The 20,396-nt window shown below is 37.8% G+C and carries 18 protein-coding genes and 1 pseudogene; 3 read left to right on the top strand and 16 right to left on the bottom strand.

The genetic code is table 11. The features are described from left to right. The first annotated feature begins 228 nt into the window (after positions 1–228). A complete protein-coding gene (locus ACWF5P_RS25490; RefSeq protein WP_452445454.1) occupies positions 229–894 on the top strand; it encodes a GntR family transcriptional regulator in 666 nt (221 codons plus the stop codon). 73 nt (positions 895–967) lie between these two features. Continuing rightward, positions 968–1,192, top strand: coding sequence for a topoisomerase C-terminal repeat-containing protein (locus ACWF5P_RS25485; RefSeq protein ID WP_452445453.1), 225 nt, complete (start codon positions 968–970; stop codon positions 1,190–1,192). A 460-nt stretch (positions 1,193–1,652) separates the two neighbouring features. On the opposite strand, the gene ACWF5P_RS25480 is transcribed toward ACWF5P_RS25485, so the two are convergent. The 3 genes from ACWF5P_RS25480 to ACWF5P_RS25470 are packed head-to-tail and all read right to left on the bottom strand — an operon-like array spanning position 1,653 to position 3,395. Further along, on the bottom strand, positions 1,653–2,789 hold the full coding sequence (locus ACWF5P_RS25480) for a zinc-dependent alcohol dehydrogenase (protein WP_056519699.1): 1,137 nt from the start codon (positions 2,787–2,789) through the stop codon (positions 1,653–1,655). A 15-nt stretch (positions 2,790–2,804) separates the two neighbouring features. Beyond that, entirely contained in the window at positions 2,805–3,167 is a 363-nt protein-coding gene (locus tag ACWF5P_RS25475; RefSeq protein WP_048682441.1) for a spore coat protein, read from the bottom strand. Positions 3,168–3,179: 12 nt separating this feature from the next. Further along, complete coding sequence (locus ACWF5P_RS25470) at positions 3,180–3,395, bottom strand: hypothetical protein (RefSeq protein WP_056519692.1); 216 nt, start codon at positions 3,393–3,395, stop codon at positions 3,180–3,182. A gap of 390 nt (positions 3,396–3,785) precedes the next feature. Between ACWF5P_RS25470 and ACWF5P_RS25465 the strand changes: the two genes are divergently transcribed. Next, positions 3,786–4,085 (top strand): spore coat protein, encoded by a 300-nt coding sequence (locus tag ACWF5P_RS25465; protein ID WP_048682429.1) that lies wholly within the window; start codon positions 3,786–3,788, stop codon positions 4,083–4,085. A 901-nt stretch (positions 4,086–4,986) separates the two neighbouring features. Here the strand turns inward: ACWF5P_RS25465 and ACWF5P_RS25460 are convergent. The 13 genes and pseudogenes from ACWF5P_RS25460 to ACWF5P_RS25400 all read right to left on the bottom strand — a co-directional run bounded on the left by ACWF5P_RS25460 (position 4,987) and on the right by ACWF5P_RS25400 (position 20,324). Continuing rightward, positions 4,987–5,181, bottom strand: coding sequence for a VOC family protein (locus ACWF5P_RS25460; RefSeq protein ID WP_353616119.1), 195 nt, complete (start codon positions 5,179–5,181; stop codon positions 4,987–4,989). Between the two features lie 1,149 nt (positions 5,182–6,330). After that, complete coding sequence (locus ACWF5P_RS25455) at positions 6,331–7,419, bottom strand: GerAB/ArcD/ProY family transporter (protein WP_452445452.1); 1,089 nt, start codon at positions 7,417–7,419, stop codon at positions 6,331–6,333. Between the two features lie 26 nt (positions 7,420–7,445). Continuing rightward, positions 7,446–8,525, bottom strand: coding sequence for a Ger(x)C family spore germination protein (locus ACWF5P_RS25450; RefSeq protein ID WP_452445451.1), 1,080 nt, complete (start codon positions 8,523–8,525; stop codon positions 7,446–7,448). A gap of 28 nt (positions 8,526–8,553) precedes the next feature. Continuing rightward, positions 8,554–10,089: a spore germination protein gene (locus ACWF5P_RS25445; protein ID WP_452445450.1), complete on the bottom strand. Its 1,536-nt coding sequence runs from the start codon at positions 10,087–10,089 to the stop codon at positions 8,554–8,556. Between the two features lie 402 nt (positions 10,090–10,491). Beyond that, a pseudogene (locus tag ACWF5P_RS25440) lies at positions 10,492–10,650 on the bottom strand (LacI family DNA-binding transcriptional regulator); the annotation flags it as partial. Positions 10,651–11,002: 352 nt separating this feature from the next. Beyond that, positions 11,003–11,848, bottom strand: a complete 846-nt coding sequence (locus ACWF5P_RS25435) for a sugar phosphate isomerase/epimerase family protein (protein WP_230175736.1) — start codon at positions 11,846–11,848, stop codon at positions 11,003–11,005. 107 nt (positions 11,849–11,955) lie between these two features. Then, positions 11,956–12,981 (bottom strand): zinc-dependent alcohol dehydrogenase family protein, encoded by a 1,026-nt coding sequence (locus ACWF5P_RS25430; RefSeq protein ID WP_452445449.1) that lies wholly within the window; start codon positions 12,979–12,981, stop codon positions 11,956–11,958. Between the two features lie 69 nt (positions 12,982–13,050). Continuing rightward, positions 13,051–14,331: an MFS transporter gene (locus ACWF5P_RS25425; protein WP_452445448.1), complete on the bottom strand. Its 1,281-nt coding sequence runs from the start codon at positions 14,329–14,331 to the stop codon at positions 13,051–13,053. A gap of 41 nt (positions 14,332–14,372) precedes the next feature. Then, a complete protein-coding gene (locus ACWF5P_RS25420) occupies positions 14,373–15,344 on the bottom strand; it encodes a sugar phosphate isomerase/epimerase family protein (protein ID WP_098866252.1) in 972 nt (323 codons plus the stop codon). Continuing rightward, entirely contained in the window at positions 15,341–16,516 is a 1,176-nt protein-coding gene (locus ACWF5P_RS25415) for a Gfo/Idh/MocA family protein (protein WP_452445447.1), read from the bottom strand. The genes ACWF5P_RS25420 and ACWF5P_RS25415 overlap by 4 nt, the downstream gene beginning before the upstream one ends. A gap of 573 nt (positions 16,517–17,089) precedes the next feature. Continuing rightward, positions 17,090–18,274 carry a levoglucosan dehydrogenase gene (locus tag ACWF5P_RS25410; protein ID WP_098866254.1) on the bottom strand — a complete coding sequence of 395 codons (1,185 nt, stop codon included), beginning with the start codon at positions 18,272–18,274 and terminating at the stop codon, positions 17,090–17,092. Positions 18,275–18,314: 40 nt separating this feature from the next. Further along, positions 18,315–19,475: a substrate-binding domain-containing protein gene (locus ACWF5P_RS25405; protein ID WP_452445446.1), complete on the bottom strand. Its 1,161-nt coding sequence runs from the start codon at positions 19,473–19,475 to the stop codon at positions 18,315–18,317. A 27-nt stretch (positions 19,476–19,502) separates the two neighbouring features. Continuing rightward, positions 19,503–20,324: a sugar phosphate isomerase/epimerase family protein gene (locus tag ACWF5P_RS25400; RefSeq protein WP_098866256.1), complete on the bottom strand. Its 822-nt coding sequence runs from the start codon at positions 20,322–20,324 to the stop codon at positions 19,503–19,505. Between the last annotated feature and the right edge of the window lie 72 nt (positions 20,325–20,396).

Genomic DNA, 20,396 nt, shown 5'->3' with positions numbered 1-20,396 from the left:
ACTTACGAATATAATATATAATTATCAGTAATGAGGATATTTTTGTAGCTATCCAGCAAACTATAGGTCCCCTTATAAACTCTCTATTCTTGATATCAATATGGTTTCGCCTTATCTTATTGATAGGGGCAACAAGAAGAAAGCTACTTCAGTAATAATTTAAGTTGTTACATCTATATGAAATAACACTCGTTCTCATAGAAATTTTTTTAAGTTAGGGGCATCTCGATGATAAAGGAAAAAGAACGCGGGGAGACAACGGAATATGTCTATAATTTATTAAAGGAAAAGATTTTTGAATGGGATTTATCGCCGGGACAAAAAATCAATATCAGCCATTTAACCCGGGAAATCAACATTAGCGCCATACCTCTCAGAGAAGCATTATCTCGTCTGAACTCTGAGAACTTAGTCATCTTAGAACCAAATAAGGGGTATCGGGTCAGTGACATATTAGATACTGAAAATATGGCGAAAATGTTGGAGGCCCGGATATTACTGGAGACGCATGCGATCCGGAATATTATCCGCTTAAATAATGTAAGGGTGACGGAAGAAATGGCCGCGCTTACAGATGAAATGTTTTCCACAAACACAGGTGCTTCCAACAAAAAAATACTAGATTTTACTCATTTAGATCAACAATTTCATCATGCCATCATGAACGCTGGAGGAAACCCGTTTTTATTTGAAGCATATAAAGGCATGCACTGTCATCTTCATATAGGCCGGTTTTATCATGTCAAAGGTGAGATCGACCAAAAAGACGCACCATCGGAACATATGGAAATCATTGAGGCCATCCGGACAAGGGATGTATACAGAGCCGAGATTGCGATCTCCAGCCACATACAGGATTCCATAGATCGTTTATTGGAAAGGACAAAAAGTTAATACTTGGAAGCTATTGAGGATAACCTTCTTCGGATATCAGTCATCGTAATCGCTTTGATCAAATTTCCGGAATATGCAAGAGGATGTAAACAGACATTCCCATCTCAAATGCATTAATGAAAGTGATTTATGCACCAAGAAGAAAACAAGTGTGATCAAAGGGATGAAACCAAAGGCAAAAGAAAAGAAGCCTTTTGATGCTTCTCTTGTTTTGAAAGATGATGGATCGATTGGATTTGAATTTGCAAAAAAACTTTTGCTAAATCAAAATAACAAACGAAAATCCCTATCCAATTGATAGGGATTTTACTATGAAAGAGTATATGCCGAATGATTCGCTGAATGAATTCACTTACTGCTATAATCTTTTCTGATATTGTTCTCCAAAGAAAAGAAAAAGTATATGTGATAAATCCAAACGAAAAAAGTAAAAAATAACAAAAACCCTATAACTAATTTGCTCTTTATAGTTTTTGTAGGTCGTGGGTTTTACTTAATGAAAAAAAGATAGCTTAGAGCACAAAAAAAAAAAACGATTTTCCCTTAACGTGGGCAAAATCGTCTTTTCTGGTGCTTAATTTGAATAAGGTAAATGTAGCTCTCAAGTCAGGGAGTTCACTTTTCTAAAATCTTCTTCTATTCGTATTTCATCCAGAAGTAAAAATTACTCCAAAAAGGGTTTGATACCTTCCCTCCTTACTCATAGTCCATTTCCATAGTTGTAAAATCTATTTTACCCCAAATGAAAACAACCATCTTTATGGCTTAAGGACCACTTTAATACATCCATCTGTCCTTGTATCAAACACTTCATACCCATGCTTTGCTTGGTCAATTGGAAGTACATGGGTTACAACATCGCCAGGATCTACTTTTCCTTCTGATATTAGTTTATAAAGGTAGGGCATATAAGGAATAACAGGAGCCTGTCCGGTTTTAATATCCACGTTTCTTTGGAAAATATCTCCTAGGGGGAATCCATTATAACGGCCGCCATAAACGCCTGTTATCTGTATGGTTCCCGCCTTACGCACTGCTTGGGACGCAATTACAATCCCTCCCATGGCTCCCCCATGTAATTTAAGACCCGATGCAAGATATTCCATCGGAGTCATTTTGCCACTCATCCCGGAACAGTCAATAACGATATCTGCACCACCTTTAGTGATTTCTTTAAGGTATTCACCAGTGTTTTCATATTGTGCAAAATTTACGGTTTCGACTTTATTCGTCCTTTTTGCATGCTCTAAACGATAATCTAGATGGTCGACTGCAATCACTCTTTTCGCCCCTTTAAACCAAGCGAATTTTTGAGTGAGTAGACCAACAGGACCACAGCCTAAAACGATAACCGTATCGCCAGATTTGACACCTGCGTGATCTACACTCCAGAATGCTGTGGATGCTGCATCAGCGAGCAACACCAATTTTTCATCTTCTACCTCGCAGTCTTCTGGGATTTTGAAAGGGGTAAAGTTTCCATAAGGAACACGCATATATTCAGCTTGCCCGCCCGCATACCCACCAGTTGTTTCTGAGTATCCAAAAAAACCACCCATTTCCCCATGAGGATTTGAATTATCGCACTGACTTGTAAGGTCGTGGTCGCAATACCAGCAGCTCCCGCAGCTAACGTTAAATGGGATAATGACCCGGTCTCCCTTCTTTAACTTAGTTACCCCTGGTCCAACTTCCTCAACAACCCCCATCGGCTCATGACCAATCACATAATCTGTAGGCATATTGGGAATTAATTGATGAATTAAGTGCAAATCGGAGCCGCAAATCGCTGAAGTAGTGACTTTTACAATAATATCATCCGAATTTTTGATGTTAGGGTCTTTAACTTCTTTAACCTGTACATTTTTATTGCCCTGGTAAGTTACGGCTTTCATGATGCTTTTCCTCCTTTATTTATTCGGCGTGGCGAACATGCCGAGTCTGTCAGTATCATTCGGGAAAAGATTCATTCCAGCGATACTAACCGCCATATCGGCTGATTTCAAATCTAATTCCACCTGTTTACCTACATCGTTCGGATAAAGCCAGCCCTTCCTGATCATTAAATCGGATAACTCACCATGTAAGTCAATAGATTGCTCCATTTGCTGGTACAATGCTTTTCTCAATGCGGGATTCGCTGTTTCAGATAATGCAATACCATAAGTATGAATCCCACTTTTGATAGAGAGTAGGAAATCTAGCGCGAAAGAGGAATCAGCCATTTCCGGCATATGTTCAGCGCCTTGAGGATCTAAAAAATCCATTTCCATTTAAATTCCACCTCATTTTTCATAGTTTGTTCGAGCTTCTGTATAAAATCCCTTTAGCTCGTTTATAGCAGCTATAGATTGTTGTACGTCTTTTTCCATTAATGCTTTTAAGTCATTGTCAAAGCAAATTCCTTGCATTAATTTTGATCTCATTAAACCTATTGTTTTAAAATTTAAAATTTCATGCGTTTCCATGGTTTCATGAAATGCCAAGCTTTCATTTTCCATACGTGCACCTCCCTAATCTATATAACAAAAATACCTTTCCCAGTTCATCTGTTTGTTATACGGAATATTGACCGATAGGTAGTTTATTTCGCAAAATACACGTTACCTATGCAAATGATGATGTATAAAAACTTTTGTATTACGAAAGATATGTAAGTGAATTCTCAAAGAAATGGAGTGAAAAATCATGACGAAAAATTTAGGACTGCATGAGACTTTAGAGGCGCACGAAATTTTAACTTTCAAGAGTCTTTGTCTAACAAAGTCCTCTACAATGAGCAGTTTAGTGCAGGATACAGCACTACAAAATATTCTATTAAAAGACATGAGCACTGGGACACAAGATATTCAAACACTCCAGGAAATTCTGACGAATCGAGGGGAACAGTAATGACAAATTTTTTGCAAAATATGGCGGGGATGGGTGGCATGACTGATCAGGTGATTGCAACGGACTTCTTAATATCCGCAAAATCTGGAATTAGAAATCTTGCTTTTGCCATTACAGAAACAAAAACACCTGAATTGAAAGCAGCCTTAAGAGAACAGCTTCGTGTCGCTGTAGAAAGACACGGAGAGATAAGTAACTATATGATTTCAAAAGGTTACTATCATCCACATGATTTAAGTGAACAATTACAAGTTGATTTAAATACAGCAAATACAGCCCTAAACCTTCCTCAACAATAAAGTCACCTCATGGATGTGAAAACAGACAGATTACACAGAGGTTCGGGCAAGTCGAAAAAAGCAATGAATTTCTCGAACTTGAGAAACATTGCTTTTTTTAGGGGTATATTATAGGAAGTGCTTAGCAAAACAAGGTAATAATGGTAATGTAGATGATCCAATCTAAACGATTTTTACTTCTTTCTTACTAGGGTTAAATCGATTTCTTCATGCCACACTCTCTGCATTTACGAATATATTTAACCGAACTTTCAAACTAAGCTTTACCGCAATTGTCATAGCGACCACTAACGTCAGGATAATCTTCGTGGTCATAAATAATTACCTTCTGGATTTTCTATAGACAAAGTAAAATCACCTTCACTATTTTATTTGATTATATAAGACAGCAATGCGGAGCAAGCCTGCCTTTGTATAATTTCTAAACTTTACCTTGCACTTAATCTTCGAATCTAAATAAATAATTTTCATTTTCTTGTTTTCATCTACAATTAAATCTGATACTGACTATAGAATATTTTTTCCTCGCTGCAGGAGTGACAAACTCTATTATGCCAGCTGGCTTTATTCGGTTATTTCTTCAATCCCTAGAAGCAAACCAAATTCATCTTTTCACAATCCAGTTATTACTGCATCGGTATATTGATAATAGATAATCTTGAGCCCTGCAATCGTTTACCAATATGATATTTTTAATTTCCTTTTTTGACAATTCCTTCTAGCCTCTGTTGTTTTACTAACTCAAAATAAGCCGGACCATTTCCATACATCCATTGAACCTTACAAATTAAATTGAACATCAGCTAACGCACCCATTAGTTTCTTAAGACTTGTTGTAGAGTTGACGCAAACTGCAAAAAAAGTTAAAAGGAGTAGTATAGCCGACTACTCCCAAAGAAAATTAACCATTACAAATCATAAGTACATTACCATCTGGATCTTGAAAGTTAAAATAAGCAAAATCTCTAATTCGCTCTATTTCTTTGACAATGGATATGTTATTACTCTTGATGAATTGGTGAACTTCGTCTATATCTTTTGCGTAGAAGTTAAATAAGACGTTATTGGATGGCTTAAATATAAAATTTCGGATCAAACATTAGGAACTTTACAACAAGCATTGAATAAATTCTTATTAAGTTAAACACGGAGAATTTTAGAGGAGAGTTGCTTTGCCGACTCTTTTTTCTTATTCAATATTATTCTGACCAACTGTCTAAATATTTGTTCCTGCCCGGCAGTTACGCCTTGGTATAAGCTATAATTATGGTATTTAGTATTTAATTCAACACTAATCAAATCATTTTTTTCTTCAACCAAAAATCCCGGTATACAAAGAATGTGCTGCCTTAAAAACAGCTCCTGTTTTCAGCTAACGCACCCGTTACCATCTATGAAGCGCAAATATCAGCGCTTCACCACAGAGAATGAAAATTGGTCTCTATGTCGCGATAATGTTTAAATGGCTGGCGAAGAAGGTCGTTGAACTATGGTGCCTTTGAGCCCATCCGTTAGTCTGACTCCGACGACAACGGTGTACCATCGACTGTCGCGCCCTTTATGGGTAATACTTTTGGGAGATTAATCTTTTTTTGATCGTCGCGCTAGCCTTTACTTAATTTCCAATGATTCGAGGTTTTGTTTAACGATTTACCAAACTCAATCAGATCACTCATAAGGCTCAGCCTTTTTTTAAAAAAGCGTTTTTACTGGGTCTATTTTGTTGTGGTTTTTTCTAGATTTTGAGCTTTTTTAATTTTCATGGGAGCTCAATAAGAAAAACGATACCCCTTATTGAAGTATCACACTCGTTAGTTTAAGAAGTACATCATTAATCAATCAAATGGTTCTCTTCAATTTTCTTTTCTTATTTTAATCTGTAATTAATATTAAAACTAAGATTCTTAGGCTTATTCCAAGTATAATTGCACCTACCCTACTCACTCCCATTCCTACAAACCCCATATTTAACTTCAAACCAACAAAATGCGTTATGATACCTAAATTTACAAGAACCAATGGAGAAATATATAATGGTAAGCTTGATTTGTATTAGAACATCAGTGTGACAAATCCCTGACGCAATAAGGCGAACTAAAAACCTCACTTAGTTTAGGATCATCCATTGTAATTTCTGTGATTTGGAATGGTTCACCTTCCCAAATGTAACTGCAGACCTTTTCTGTTGAATCCTTACAAAACGATCTGCCCAGATTGTATTATAACTTTCTAGAAGCTTTCTATCCTACTTAGTTATTTTATGCTTAATATGAATGTACAAAAAGAGAAAAGGGATATATAGATACACAAAGTAAAAAGCAATGTTTGAATACATTTCATTCAATCGCTCTATTTGACTCCTCTCTTTGAGCACATTAGCTATAATAAAGAATAGGACCAGTACAATGAACAGACTTATACGTTGTTTCACATTTATTACTTTCTTAATAGCACGACAACCTGCCCATATTTTCACACTGATATTGGGTAATATGAGAAGTAACCAAATCGAAACAACGATAAATTCGACTCTTTCTATTAGAGGAAATTTCGCAATTTTCATTTGATCTAATGTGGGCCATATTGTATGGTTTAATTGTCCTTCACTAAAGAAAACAAATGTGATGAGTGCTACTATTAGATAAAGTAAGCTTGAGAACAAAAGTCCAAAATGGGCCCATTTTTGTGATCTGTCTGGATTTTTTATGAATGGGTAGAACATGAATAAGGTCTCAAAGCCAACATACTGAAACAACATAGCTTTAGAGGATGATACGATTTCCTTCAGAGAGTGGTTAAAGACGGGTAATAAATTGTGAAAATTGGCAAATTCCAACGAAAAAAAATTAAGGGGAAACAGGATAATAAAAGGTATAATAGTTCCCCAGAAACACATTCCAGTAATCACGCGGAATCCACCGGATACAACGTAATAAATGAGGACTAGAAGAATGAGGCTTATTTGCCATGTCTTCATTAAGGGAAACAGCCAAACTTGAACAACATCAATATAAACACGGAAAACAATTAACGCTAATATAAGAAAGTAGAAAATCACGAAAATGTTGAACAGTCCGCCAATCCATTTTCCAAAGCAAAATTTGTGAACATGTATGACATCATTTTTAGCAATTCTAAGAATACGATAGATCATCCAAACTAGTATATGAATGCTTATACTTGATAAAATGATGGAAACCCATGCATCATAACCTGCGTCCTTCGTTATATCTCGTTGAAAACTCATGATTCCTATGCCAATAATATTCGTGTAGATCAGAAAGAAAACGTAAAAGGAAGATACTAAATGTCGTTCGTCTAGTAATGATTTCACGTGGCTCCTCCTCTTATCTGGCAGACTTACTCTTCAATACCTGTATTTAGGATGTCAATATTTGTGTGTACAGTGGTTTTTACTTCTGGGTATATATCCATAAACCGTTGATAGTCCCAACTTCTTGAGTTGGCTCTAACCTTTTCTCCCAACCCAATGGGATCTACATTGTATCCTTGTGCCAGTGAAATTAAACGTTGGACCTCTTCCTTAAAGTGTTCATTTAAAGTTCGTTCCAATTTTACAATATCTTTATCTTTTTTCAAATCAAACCAGGATGATGCTTTTTCAATCTCTGCATGGATGGTTAAATCGATGAATATACTCGGAATGCCTTCGGTTTTCTCAACCGTATATGTAGTTTTTGCATCCAGGTTTTTCAAGAGAATAAAACCTTCCTTTTTATATTGTGTGATTTTGGTTTTATATTGTCCATTTTGAGACCCATCAATTAATGTTTTTAGAATAAAGGACTGTCTTAAATTAATATGATTTATGTACTTCCCGTTTTTTAATAAAGCTAACCCGTCAATTTTAATTTGATTTTCCTCTAGGATAAGGTAAGGTAAAATTTGATCCCTCCCTTCTTGATGAAAATTGTTCAAAAACATGTGCAGATTCATTTTTGGCAAATTACCACTTTCAATGTTTTGATTGATTTTTTCACTTAAATGGAATGAAAGATTCACATGTTTACTGGATTGAAGTATATCTTCGGCTGTGTTTTCAGCAATGCCCAACTGCATTCTACTCGCTGTATTTGGATTTCGGGCAAAATTAGTGATAACATCTTCGATCCCTTGTGTGGCATATTCCTTGCCGAACAATACAAAATCTAATTTTCCTGTCTCAATAGGATAGGCTGATTTTGCATTCATTCTCGGGAGTATGTCTTCATATGAATCAGACACCGTTTTATAAATCTTCAATTTGACTTTTCCCTGCTCTGCGAAAGTAGGATAAATAGCAATTCCTTTAACTTTGCCTTCTTCCCGATCATATCCTAGAGCTTCAATTATCTGAACTTCATCAATGATCCTCTCATGTATACCACACCCTGATAAAAAGAAAGTTAAGCTAAAAGTTAACAGAAAACATAATCTCATTTAATTCACCTTTATTATCCTTTGCTGATTATTCATCAAAATCACTTTTCTTTTTTTTGTGATTATGTGGGTGGTATCTCCAAATTGATTTAGGACGTAAATAATTTGGCCTTTTGGATGTTTTACTATAAGAGGAACGGATCAGGCTGTCCGTTAAATCCTCATGCCTAAATGGATAAAATGGAACTGTATAGGGTGTTCCTAAAGATTCTAACCGTGTAAGGTGAATGATTAAAAAGGCAATCCCGATAACGATGCCTAGTCCCCCCCAAATAGATGCGAAGAGAATTAAAGGAAAACGTAAAAAACGTATAGTGTTCGACATTTTATAAATTGGGGTAGTAAAGGAAGCTAAGGCAGATAAGGCGACTATAATGAGTAAGACATTACTTGTAAGGGACGCCTCAACTGACGCTTGGCCGATAACAATACCGCCCACTATTCCCAATGTTTGTCCTACCTTTGTAGGTAACCGGACTCCCGCTTCACGTAATAGTTCAATCGTGAATTCCAGAAAAATCACCTCTAATACCGGCGGAAACGGGACATTATAACGAGAAATACTAAGTGAACCGAATAAATCGTTTGGAATCATCTCGTAATGGTAAGTGATAACAGCTATATAAATAGATGTTCCAAAAATGGAGAAAAGGACACTGCATACCCGTATTAAACGAAAAAAAGATCCAAGAATCCATGGGAGAAAGTAATCTTCAGGTGACATAAAATAATCAATGATCGTAGAAGGACCTGTAATTACATATGGCGACCCACTACTTAAAACAGCTACTTGTCCGTTAATAAGAGCTTGAACCGCCCTATCCACACGTTCAGTTGGAAGAAGCAAAGGAAACGGTGTAAGGGAATTATCTTCTATAAATTGATGCAGCTGAGAAGTATCAAAAATGACATCAAAATCAATATCTTGAAGCCGTTGGGTCATGGTATTAACATGCTGCTCACTCGTAATCCCATCAATATGAGCAATAATAACTCGAGTATTTGAAGTAGAACCAATGTTTACTTCCTTCGTAATTAGATCAGTTGTATTTATTTGTTGTCTTAATAAATGTATATTTACATCAATATTCTCAAGAAACCCAATTTGTGGCCCCACCACACTAAACTCATTTTCAACGTTATTTTGTTCACGCAATCCAGCTTTATCATTAGATAAGAGAATTAAAGCAACCCTTTGATCATTTTCCTTCATTTGAAGTATCGCATACCCTTTAAGTAACTTTGATTCAGCTTCGTTCTGATTATCCGTTATTACAATATCTTCTATTGCGATGATTTTCTTTATGTCATCAATTTTCTCTAGCCTGTCTAGTTCAAAAGGGGTCTCTCGGAAAATCATTAAAATTTTCAGTTGGAGTTGTTGTTGATCGACCAGTGTATTGTAGTAAGAAATGATTAAATGTCCCGATTCATCCGTAAGTGGAAATTGTTTAAAATCACTGGATTTTTTAACCTTAGCAAAAAGCTGGCCAATATCTTGTGAATTCTCAGTCACGGCCTGTTTGTCTTTATTATTTCTAATCTTTCGTTTTTTGAAGAACATCTAATCACCTCCCTATTACAAAAGAATTCATATCCTTCTCTATTATGTAAAGTCATCCCCATATTTATGTAAATCCGTTTTATAATAAGTGAAAACTTTATCCTCCCCAGTTTACATAATATAAATATAGCTTAGAGTAAGCAAAGGACCATAATCCTAATAGAAATAATCCCTGTAGGGGGAGGGTAGGACAGCAAAACACAAATTTACAAAGTTAAAACTTTTTCAAAATAAAAAGAGCCAAAAGGCTCTCTTAAATCATCTAATGGATTTTAAACTCTAATGCTCCCCTCAATTTTATACCTAATTCAAAATACTCATTTAAACCGGTCCATACATTAACCTAATCCTCATTTTGTTCAAACAGTTTGCTTATAAGTGTATCATCATTTTCTTTCAAACCTTTTTAATGAAGTTAGGATGGTATCCTAACTTTTGCATTGCCTTACGAACACGAACCTTCGTTTTTTCACTTATTCGAGTATCATCTGCAATCACTTGAGAAATTATAAAAGTAGCAACATTCGCCAGTTTTTCCACATCTTTTATTGTAATTGCCATAGGTTATTTCTCTTCTCGTCTCTATAGCCTTTATTTTTAATAATTGTCTCTGTTAAAGAAAAATGTTGATATTGAATGACTGTTCAAGTGTTTTTATCCTGGTTAAATATTACAGGATGAATGTAAGATCACCTTGAATTACTAATAACCAAAAAGAATCCTAAAACAACAGTATTAGGTAGCTACTAGGTTTATATATATAAAGAATAGAGGCATAGTCAATCGACTATGCCTCTATTCTTTATAATTTTTCTAATCAGTTTCCAAACCTTAGCAACTTTTTCTAGTATCCTTTTCTTCTCAGAAATCATAGGTATATAACTTCAAATATGATATTTCATAACAATACCTTTTATAAATAATCAATCTCACTTAATTTAGCTTTCAAGTATTCAATCGAAGTCCTTGCGTACCAATCTGGTTCTGCTTGTCTTGTATGAAATCCTACTTCCATTGATAAATACCCATCATAATTGATTTCTTTTAATGCTTTAAGTACGGCCGTAAAATCGCCTCTTCCTTGGCCAGGAGGGAGACGGTCATTGTCCGAAATATGCACATGGTGGAGTTTATTCTTCATTCGATATACATAATCACTTGGTACTTCGTTTCTGTACAAAGCATGGAATGTATCAAACATTACCTTGACATTGGATAAACCAGTTTGTTCGCTTAATAACAAAGCATCATCCGCTGTTTCAATCAGGTTGCTATCTGCAGGGGTTGGCTCAACAACCATAGTTACACCTAGCTCTTTGGCATAATTACCAACTTCCCCTAACCCCTCTAAGCTGTAATTCCAGGCATCCTGTTGAGACATGCCAAATGAGGCCCATCCTGCAATCCACATAACTGTCGGGCATTCCCACTCGTGTGCCAACCGGACAACCTCTTTATAGTGGTTGATCGTAAATTTTCGTTCCTCAGCAAGAAGTGAACTTGGGTTATTACCCGGTCCGCCTCCTGGTGCAGGAAGCATCGATGATACCTTTAAGTTTTTTTCTTTTAAAAGTTTTAAAATTTCCTTCCTTCTTTCCGGTGATAAATAGTCCGGCCAGGCATGAGGAGCTGCACATCCAATCTCAATCGCATCATAACCAAATGATGAAATCCTATTTATTACTTCCTCTAGCGGATAGGAAGGGACCCAAGATGGAAAACTGCTGTATGCCCAAGTATTAAACGAAATGCCCTTCATGATACATAACCTCTTTTCGAATGATATTATCTAACGATTGTTATTTTATCCCTATACTTCGGACCGGCAATGAGAGCTAATAAGTATTTCACTTGTATAGCTAAATATTATTCCCAAACAAATACTGCTTTTTCCGTTTTTCTTTCATCAAATAGTCGGAACGCTGTTTCTGCTTCTTCCAGTCTGAATTTATGGGTCACCAATCTTTCAACAGGGAGTTTTTTTCTGACAATGAATTCCGTAATTTCGTCAAATTCCTGGATTGGGAAATACCACGACCCTACGACAGAGATTTGTTTACGGATTAATTGTGCACTTGGTTTAATCGTAGTTTCCTTGCTTTCACCAACAAAGGCAACCCGTCCATGGGCTCTAACGCAATCCAGCGCATCATTCTGAGCAAAAGGACTTCCTGAACAATCGATCGCTGCATCGGCACCAAGCCCATTTGTAATGCGGGAAATTTCTTCTTGTACGTTTGCATTTTTCCCATTAATTACGTAGGCTGCGCCTAATTCTTTCGCCATTTCTAAGCGCTCATCGAGCATATCGACTGCAATTACAGTCGCACCCAGGGCATTTCCGATCATTACACCGGCGGCCCCCATAGGACCCATTCCGAAAATGACAAGTTTGTCTCTTCCAGAAATCGCTAGTCTTTTTTGGGCATGGAATAACGTTCCGACAGCATCAGTTGAAACGGCAGCTGTTAAAAAGCTCATATCATCGGGAAGCCTCATGCAGTTTTCAGCCGGAACAACCATGTAATCTGCGTCTCCACCGTGGGAATCAAATCCTATGCACTTGAATTCCTTACAGAACATTTTGTAACCACTCTTACAATGGGCACACTCCCCGCATCCTAGTGCTAAATAAACCGCAACACGGTCTCCTGTCTTAAAAGTGGTTACCCCTTCTCCTAATTCTGTTATGATTCCCGCAGGTTCATGACCTGGAACAATAGAACCAAGTTTTGTACCCTCAAAAACCGAAGTTCCATAATATAAACTCATATCACTGCGGCAAATCGCAGATGCTTTCATTTGGATTAAAACTTCTCCCATACCAGGTGTCGGGATTTCCATTTCTCTTATTTCTACTTTTTTGTCTCCAGGAAAAATAACTGCTTTCATGGTTTTCTCCTCCTATTAATAAAGGTCTTATTTTTCATAGTTTTTAATATATAATGTTTTTATTATCTTTTAACTTGCTTGATCTTTGTCAATAAAAGCATTTTCTTTCTGTTTTTGCTTTTCTTCATGGGGTAATTTCATGAATCTCATTAAGAATGCACTAATAAAATACAAGATGGCGAATACCCACATCACACCTTCCACACCGATGCTGCCGATGAATGCCCCAACGATTGCCGGTGCAATGAAGTAAGATAATCCTGCTCCGAAATTTACAACAGCCATTGCAGACCCTTTCTTATCTGGTGCAAGTGAAGTTACAATTGCAGTGATTGGTACGTAACCTGTGAGTGCAGCTCCAAGAAATACTCCTGCAAGAGTCATCATCCAAAAATTACCACCGAAAACCTGTGGCGTATAAAGCAAAACCAAAGTCATTACACCCGAACCAAAGCTTCCAATCCACATAACCGTATTTCTCCAGCCTAACCATTTATCGCTGACATACGGGATAACAATATCAAAAACAATATTAGCTAACCACATCGTTCCCCATACTTGCAGCCATTGCTCTGTGCTAAATCCGTATTCGGAAGATAAATATAACGGGAAAAAGATTGGCAGTGCACCTATACCTGTCGTATTGATCGTACGAACAATACCACCGATTGCTACTTTTGGATTCTCGTAGCAAATGGTTAGTCCACTAATTAAGCTTTTGAACTTTTCCTTTGGATTGCCTTTCTTAGCTCCTGTATCGCGTCCGACAACATAAATTCCAATTAAACCACCGACTAAAACCCAAGCAACTGCACTCCATAGAAGACCTACATGCCCAATTTTAGGAAGCATAAATGCTGGGAAATAACTTCCGATTACATAAAGCCCCGCAATCCAAGCTGCCCAGAAAACTCCGATTGCTGTCGCAAGGACCTTACCAGGGCTGCGATACGTGACCCACACTAAGAAAGAGTAACAAAATAATGGATATCCGAATCCGCGTAAAGCATAGGTAGGCAACATGACTGAATAGTTATTACTTTGAAGAGCCTCTATAAAAGCAATGTGACCGATCAACCAGATGATCATTCCTAAAATCATCACTTTTCTTGCTCCCCAGGCTTCTGTCAGAACCCCGGAAAAGTAGGAGGCAATAGCCAATACTCCCCCATATGCCATAAATAAGGTAGCAGACTGTTGAACGGTAAAACCTTGTTCAATAAGATATGGAGACAGCCATCCATGCTCAAGTCCGTCCCCAACCATAAAAATCATTGTTGCTAAATATCCCCAAATCATGGTGATAGGCAGGCCGAAGAGACCGCGTTTCGTTCCTTTAATTGCTTTCACTATTAATCACCTCGAATTATAAAGTTAAGGAATGGTGAGCCTTATGCCCACCACATTTCAGTTAATTGCTCTTTAAACATGGCCCCTTTTAATAACGAAATGGCCTTGCCTAAGCCCTCATCTAGCGACGCAAGCATATCTTCATGCTCGATCGAAACAACGTAATCATATCCTACTGCGAGTAGAGCGCTTACAATATCTTTCCAAACTTTTTCGTCTTGTCCATAACCTACAGATCTAAATGTCCAGGAGCGATTTAAGATATCACTGTAATGCTTTGTATCCAGGACGCCATTCACACTAATATTAGCTTGGTCCAAATACGTATCTTTCGCGTGAAAATGATAGATGGCATTTTCTTTTCCAAGCCTTTTAATGGCTTCAACCGGATTTATTCCTTGCCAGATCAAATGGCTTGGATCAAAATTCGCTCCTATAATCGGTCCTACATGCTCCCTTAACTTCAGTAATGTTTCCGGGTTGTACACAACAAACCCTGGGTGCATTTCAAGTGCGATTTGATTGATGCCGTGTGACTTGGCAAATCGAGCTTCCTCTTTCCAATAGGGAATTACGACTTCGTTCCATTGCCAATCTAGAACTTCGGTGTATTCAGGTGGCCAGGAGCATGTTACCCAGTTTGGAAACCTTGCTTCATGATGATCACCTGGACAGCCTGAAAACCCATTGATGACAGGAACTTCTAACCGTTCCGCTAATAAAACGGTTTTTCTCCAAGTGTCATGTGCTTCTTTCGCAGCCTTTTGATTCGGGTGAAGTGGATTCCCATGGCAGCTTAGACCACTGATAGTCATTCCTCTACTATCAATCGCACGTTTAATTTCTTTAACTTTTTCAGGACTGCTTAATAACTCATCCGGGTTGCAATGGCAGTTCCCCGGATAATTTCCAGTACCCAGTTCAACCGCATCTACTCCCATTTCGGAAAGCTTATCCAACATCGCTTCAAAAGAAAGGTTTTGATAAAGAACGGTAAATACACCTAGTTTCATAGATACTCCTGCCTTCCCTGGACTTTCACCCATTTTTGTTGTTCATGGCTCTCTAAAATTGCATCAGTAATGCACATGGATATATGACCATCTTCAAATGTCGCAAAATTAACTTGTTCATTTAGTAGATCCTTGCCTTCACGAATGAAGGAATAATAATTCAGCATCATATTCTTCATTGCATCCGGCCAACCTTCATTATGTCCGCCTGGATGGTGGATCGCCTGTTTGGCTTCCGGTAAGAACAAAGCAGGATCTGCCTGAAGGATTTCATTAGGTCTTTCACGGTGGCCAATCCATAATTTCTCCGGTTCCTCCTGGTTCCAGAAGGCTGAATGTTGACTTCCATTGATCTCAAAGCTCAACCTATTTTTCCGGCCAGCGCTTACCTGAGATACCGTAAACACCCCTTTGGCTCCATCCTCAAAGCGTACAAGAACGGATGCGTAATCCTCTGTATTGATAGAAACATCTTCATAATTCTTATTTTCTTCTTTTTCCGTTCCAAAAGTGGATCCGTTGTGTTTTTGTTTCTTTCTTACTGGAATGACTGTTGCTAAATCAGCGAATACTTCCGTAATCCGTTTTCCGGTCACATATTGGACGGTATCGCACCAGTGGGAACCGATATCCGCGATGGCTCGTGATTTTCCGCCTACATCCGAAGCCAACCGCCAATTAAAATCTGTCTCATATAATAACCAATCTTGTAAGTAGCTTCCGTGCACAAGATTCACTTTGCCCAACTCGCCATTCTTTATCATTGCTGCCAATTGTTTCACGATCGGGTATTGCCTATAATTGAAGTTGACGCCATGCACGACTTTATTTTCCTTTGCGAGTGCTAACAATTCAGCTGACTCTTGGCTTGACATTGCTAGAGGCTTTTCTGAAACAACATGCTTTCCTGCTAACATAATCTCTTTATTGATCGTAAAGTGAAGATGGTTCGGTGTGCAATTATGTACCACTTCGATTTCACTATCTTTTAGCATATCGCCATAATCGCCAAAGGCTTTTGAAATCCCGAGTTCAGCAGCCTTTTTTTCAGCGGCCTCCTGACCATTCGCTGCTAGCCCGATCACTTCCACAAAACCAAGCCTTCTAATAGCTTCAATATGAGTAGGTCCAATAAAACCATTTCCGATGACTCCCACTTTAATTTTATCCATGGTGTGATCCTCCTTAACCAGTAACATAAGACTTTCTGTAATCGATTACAAAAATGAGTTGGGTTTTATTCCTTTTTTTCCTTTATTTCCTTGATTTCGTGTGAATTAGAGATAATTATATGTAATCGATTACATATTATAGGGATTAATGCTATCTATCTACTTATTAGGTTGTTTAAGTAGTAAACTGCTTTACAAGAATAATTGTAATCGATTACATTATTAATTGCAACTTTTTTCACAAAATTTATAATCTTTATACTTATTGTATATAGAAATTTTTCCCCCATTAATTTTACTTTTTCTCAAAAATAGATTAGTACTTCTAATTAGTTTACTCCGTCAGGTCAAAACTGTGTGAGTCTTAAGGTTTGTTAATGAGGGATGCAATAAAAAGGGGGTGACTTGTTTTAATAGTCACCCTTTTTTTATATATTAGAGATAAAAAACACAGAAGTAATTATCAAATAACATAGCTCATATAATGAAACCTGCAGGTTTACCAATTTATTTCAGGACTGGCCTGTTTAAGTGTAAATGAAATAACCTTCTACTGATGGAGTTTCCCTTTATTTATTTTACATTTACAAGGTTTTGTTGCAGATTCACCCATGCACCTTTTTCAGCAGATTCAAGGATTGCATCAGAAATAACCGCAATCTGAAACCCATCATTAAAGTCTGGTGAAACAGCTGTGTTTTCTGCAATTGATTTAATAAAATCATAAGTTTCGATTATTTTTGTTTCACCATAGCCGATGCCTAACGCTGGAATTGGCCAGAGACTTTCTCCGTATGGATGGGCCGGACCAGTATAAACTGTTCTGAAGCCTTTGGCATCGCCTGGGTCGTCAGAGAAACAGACTTGGAGTTCATCACGGCGCTCGTAGTTGAAACAAATTGAACCTTTGTCACCATGAATTTCGAATGTTAAGAAGTTGTTACGACCCCAAGCATTACGTGTAGCCTCAATACTTCCAATTGCTCCGTTCTCAAACTTTACCAATGTAGTAAACTCATCATCTACATCTACAGCACTCTTTGGTACACCTTCAGACCCTTTGATAGTACCTAATTTGTCGACACCACCTGTTTGAACTGGCCTCTCAGGAATCCATGTTCTTGCAAGTGCATTAACATCAGTGATTTCACCGACCAGGTAACGTGCAAAGTCGATTACATGAGTTCCTATATCTCCTAGAGCGCCAGAACCTGCGACTTTTTTCTGGAATCGCCATGATAAAGGTGAATTAGGGTCTGCAGACCAGTCTTGTAGATAAGTACCCCGGAAATTCAAAACCCTTCCAATTCTTCCTTCTTCAATATATTTTTTAGCCAATGCAACAGCTGGTGTTCTTCTATAATTGAAAGCAACCATATGCTTGACCCCTGCCTCACGTACAGCCTCTAACATGGTTTTTGCCTCTTTAGCATCTCTTGCTAAAGGTTTTTCTGAAATAATATGCTTTCCGGCCTTAGCAGCAGCAATCGCTATTTCTGCATGTGAATCATTAGGAGTAACAATATCAATAATATCAATGTCTGGATTTTCTACTACCGCTCTCCAATCGGAAGAATAATTCTCAAACCCTAGACGCAAAGCACCATCCTTAGCTAATTCATCTGTAATATCAACTAAAGTATGACGATGTGGGATTGCTGGTGACGGCCAAAAAAACATCGGCATCCCTGCATATGCAAGTGCATGCGCTTTCCCCATAAATCCTCCACCAATCATGCCTATATTCAATTTCTTCATTTTATTCTCCTCCTATTATTAAATTAGCGATCAATAGTATTTACTTTCCTGCATTCTGGATTGTATTAGGTGCCTCTGTATGGTAAACCAGTTCCCATGCATCCAGAATATTGTCTTTATTTACTGTTAAAGCTGGTACTGCTATATATGCAGGTGCTTCTTTTCCAAGTAAAGCATAACCAGCAAGGATAGCTTCAGCGATACCCTGGTCATAAGGCAGCTGTGCCCCTAGACCTTTTATTGGCCCACCTGATGCAATATCCAATGCAACATTTGTGCCTAAATCAATTGTTGTTATGACCATATCCTCTCTACCTGCAGTTCTAACTGCCGCTAATGCTCCTTCAGCAGGTACATCCCAAACAACAAAGATTCCATCTAAAGTGGGGTTTTTTGTCAGCATACCTGATGCAACCTTCTCTCCCTGGTTCGGGTCAGTTATCCCTCCACGTGCAACAATTTTCATATCGGGATACTTTTCTTTAAGGGTTGCTTCAAATGCTTCTGTACGTTGTTTTGTTACAAAGAAGTCAGCATCATGAAAAACCATACCGATCTTCCCCTTTTCACCAAGTTTTTCAGCCATAATATCTGCTGCGGCCACGCCATTTCCATAGTTATCTGCAGAAACAATACTCACATAATCCTTGCCTGCTTCCAGACCGCTAGGTGTATTATCCATAAACACAAGCTTAACTCCAGCTTCAACTGCTTTCTTATATGCTGCAGCAGTCGAGACAGGGTCTACTGGAATACTTACGATAAGATCAGGATCCTTTGCTAGAACAGTTTCTATATCTGAAACCTGCTTCTCTGGTTTAAATTGTGCATCCGTAACGGCTACAACTTCTACGCCCATTCTTTTGAAGGATGATTTCAGACCGTCGATTTGTGCCTTTGCCCAATCGTTACCCGCGTAATGCATTACAATTGCTGCAGTATATTTCCCTTTTTTAATTTTTTCCATATCCTGTTCTGAAAGTTCTAATGTTGTTGCTGAAACTGCAGTTTCCCCATGAGGACCTTTACTAAGAATTTCCTGATCACTCGGTAATTCAGTGTTAATGGTAAGCGGACCCGATGAATTTGCTTCTGGGACATTTTCAACTTCAGTGCTGTTCGAACTTTCCTGGCTGCAGCCAACTAGTCCAAAAGAGGTAATCAACAAAATCATAGGGAATACCGACAAAAACTTCTTCATAATAACCCCACTTTCATATCCTTTAACCTATACGTTATTTATCTTCACAAACTTAGAAAGAAAATGACGGCTAATCTCTGCCCCTTTTTTTGGATCAGGGTAGCTATCTAATTCGACAGTAACCCATCCATCATAGTTCACTTCATCCAAAACGGTCAGCATCTGGTCAAAATTTTGGTGACCCTCTCCCAAAGGTAAGAAATCCCCATTATGGTAGTCTTTTAAATGAACGTATTTAATACGATCCGAATACTTTTTTATAACATCTATCGGTTCTCCACCACCAGCTTCAATATGAGCAGTATCCGGGCAGAGATTTATCTTTGTTAATAGCATTAGTTTATCCAGTTGCTTAGGGGACTGTACATTTGTCCCTAAATGTGGATGGTAACTTGCTATAAGGTCATACTTTTCAGCAATGTCTGAGACAATATTAAGAGCATTCCCTAACGCTATGTAATCGCTATCCAGGATACCATTCGAACGGATTGCCCCTCCCCCGACTATAAGGTGTTTTGCGCCCGCTTTTGATGCCAAAGCAGCTACCGCCTCTATTTTTGATAATTCCTCTTCTAATATGTCAGGAAAGATAAAATTCCCACCTGTGTACACACCAATAAAATCTAAGGAATTCTCCCGTATCAAAGACTTAAATTCTTCCACTCGATCTTTGTATTCCATTAGGTTTCCATCGAAGATCTCAAAACCTTGATAGCCTGCTTCTGCTATATCTTTTAACGCTTCCTCTGTTGACCCATTTGCTAGATAGAATAAATCCTTCACTGAAGTGACTCCTGCAGGATGGCCAATTACTCCACCCCAGGTATTCGTATGATATCCCAATTTCATTATTTACCCTCCAATTCGAACTGATGAAAAGCCTTCTTTAAAACCCTAGAATAATAATCACCTCCTAAAAAG

Source organism: Peribacillus sp. NPDC055009, assembly GCF_053608705.1.
The sequence above is the reverse complement of the archived record's forward strand: the minus strand, read 5'-3'. Positions and strand labels throughout refer to the sequence as shown.

Excerpts from the sequence above, each read along its gene's own strand:
- ACWF5P_RS25490 (WP_452445454.1), top strand. The coding sequence starts at position 229 with ATGATAAAGGAAAAAGAACGCGGGGAGACAACGGAATATGTCTATAAT.
- ACWF5P_RS25485 (WP_452445453.1), top strand. The coding sequence starts at position 968 with ATGCAAGAGGATGTAAACAGACATTCCCATCTCAAATGCATTAATGAA.
- ACWF5P_RS25480 (WP_056519699.1), bottom strand. The coding sequence starts at position 2,789 with ATGAAAGCCGTAACTTACCAGGGCAATAAAAATGTACAGGTTAAAGAA.
- ACWF5P_RS25475 (WP_048682441.1), bottom strand. The coding sequence starts at position 3,167 with ATGGAAATGGATTTTTTAGATCCTCAAGGCGCTGAACATATGCCGGAA.
- ACWF5P_RS25470 (WP_056519692.1), bottom strand. The coding sequence starts at position 3,395 with ATGGAAAATGAAAGCTTGGCATTTCATGAAACCATGGAAACGCATGAA.
- ACWF5P_RS25465 (WP_048682429.1), top strand. The coding sequence starts at position 3,786 with ATGACAAATTTTTTGCAAAATATGGCGGGGATGGGTGGCATGACTGAT.
- ACWF5P_RS25450 (WP_452445451.1), bottom strand. The coding sequence starts at position 8,525 with ATGAGATTATGTTTTCTGTTAACTTTTAGCTTAACTTTCTTTTTATCA.
- ACWF5P_RS25445 (WP_452445450.1), bottom strand. The coding sequence starts at position 10,089 with ATGTTCTTCAAAAAACGAAAGATTAGAAATAATAAAGACAAACAGGCC.
- ACWF5P_RS25435 (WP_230175736.1), bottom strand. The coding sequence starts at position 11,848 with ATGAAGGGCATTTCGTTTAATACTTGGGCATACAGCAGTTTTCCATCT.
- ACWF5P_RS25430 (WP_452445449.1), bottom strand. The coding sequence starts at position 12,981 with ATGAAAGCAGTTATTTTTCCTGGAGACAAAAAAGTAGAAATAAGAGAA.
- ACWF5P_RS25420 (WP_098866252.1), bottom strand. The coding sequence starts at position 15,344 with ATGAAACTAGGTGTATTTACCGTTCTTTATCAAAACCTTTCTTTTGAA.
- ACWF5P_RS25415 (WP_452445447.1), bottom strand. The coding sequence starts at position 16,516 with ATGGATAAAATTAAAGTGGGAGTCATCGGAAATGGTTTTATTGGACCT.
- ACWF5P_RS25410 (WP_098866254.1), bottom strand. The coding sequence starts at position 18,274 with ATGAAGAAATTGAATATAGGCATGATTGGTGGAGGATTTATGGGGAAA.
- ACWF5P_RS25405 (WP_452445446.1), bottom strand. The coding sequence starts at position 19,475 with ATGAAGAAGTTTTTGTCGGTATTCCCTATGATTTTGTTGATTACCTCT.
- ACWF5P_RS25400 (WP_098866256.1), bottom strand. The coding sequence starts at position 20,324 with ATGAAATTGGGATATCATACGAATACCTGGGGTGGAGTAATTGGCCAT.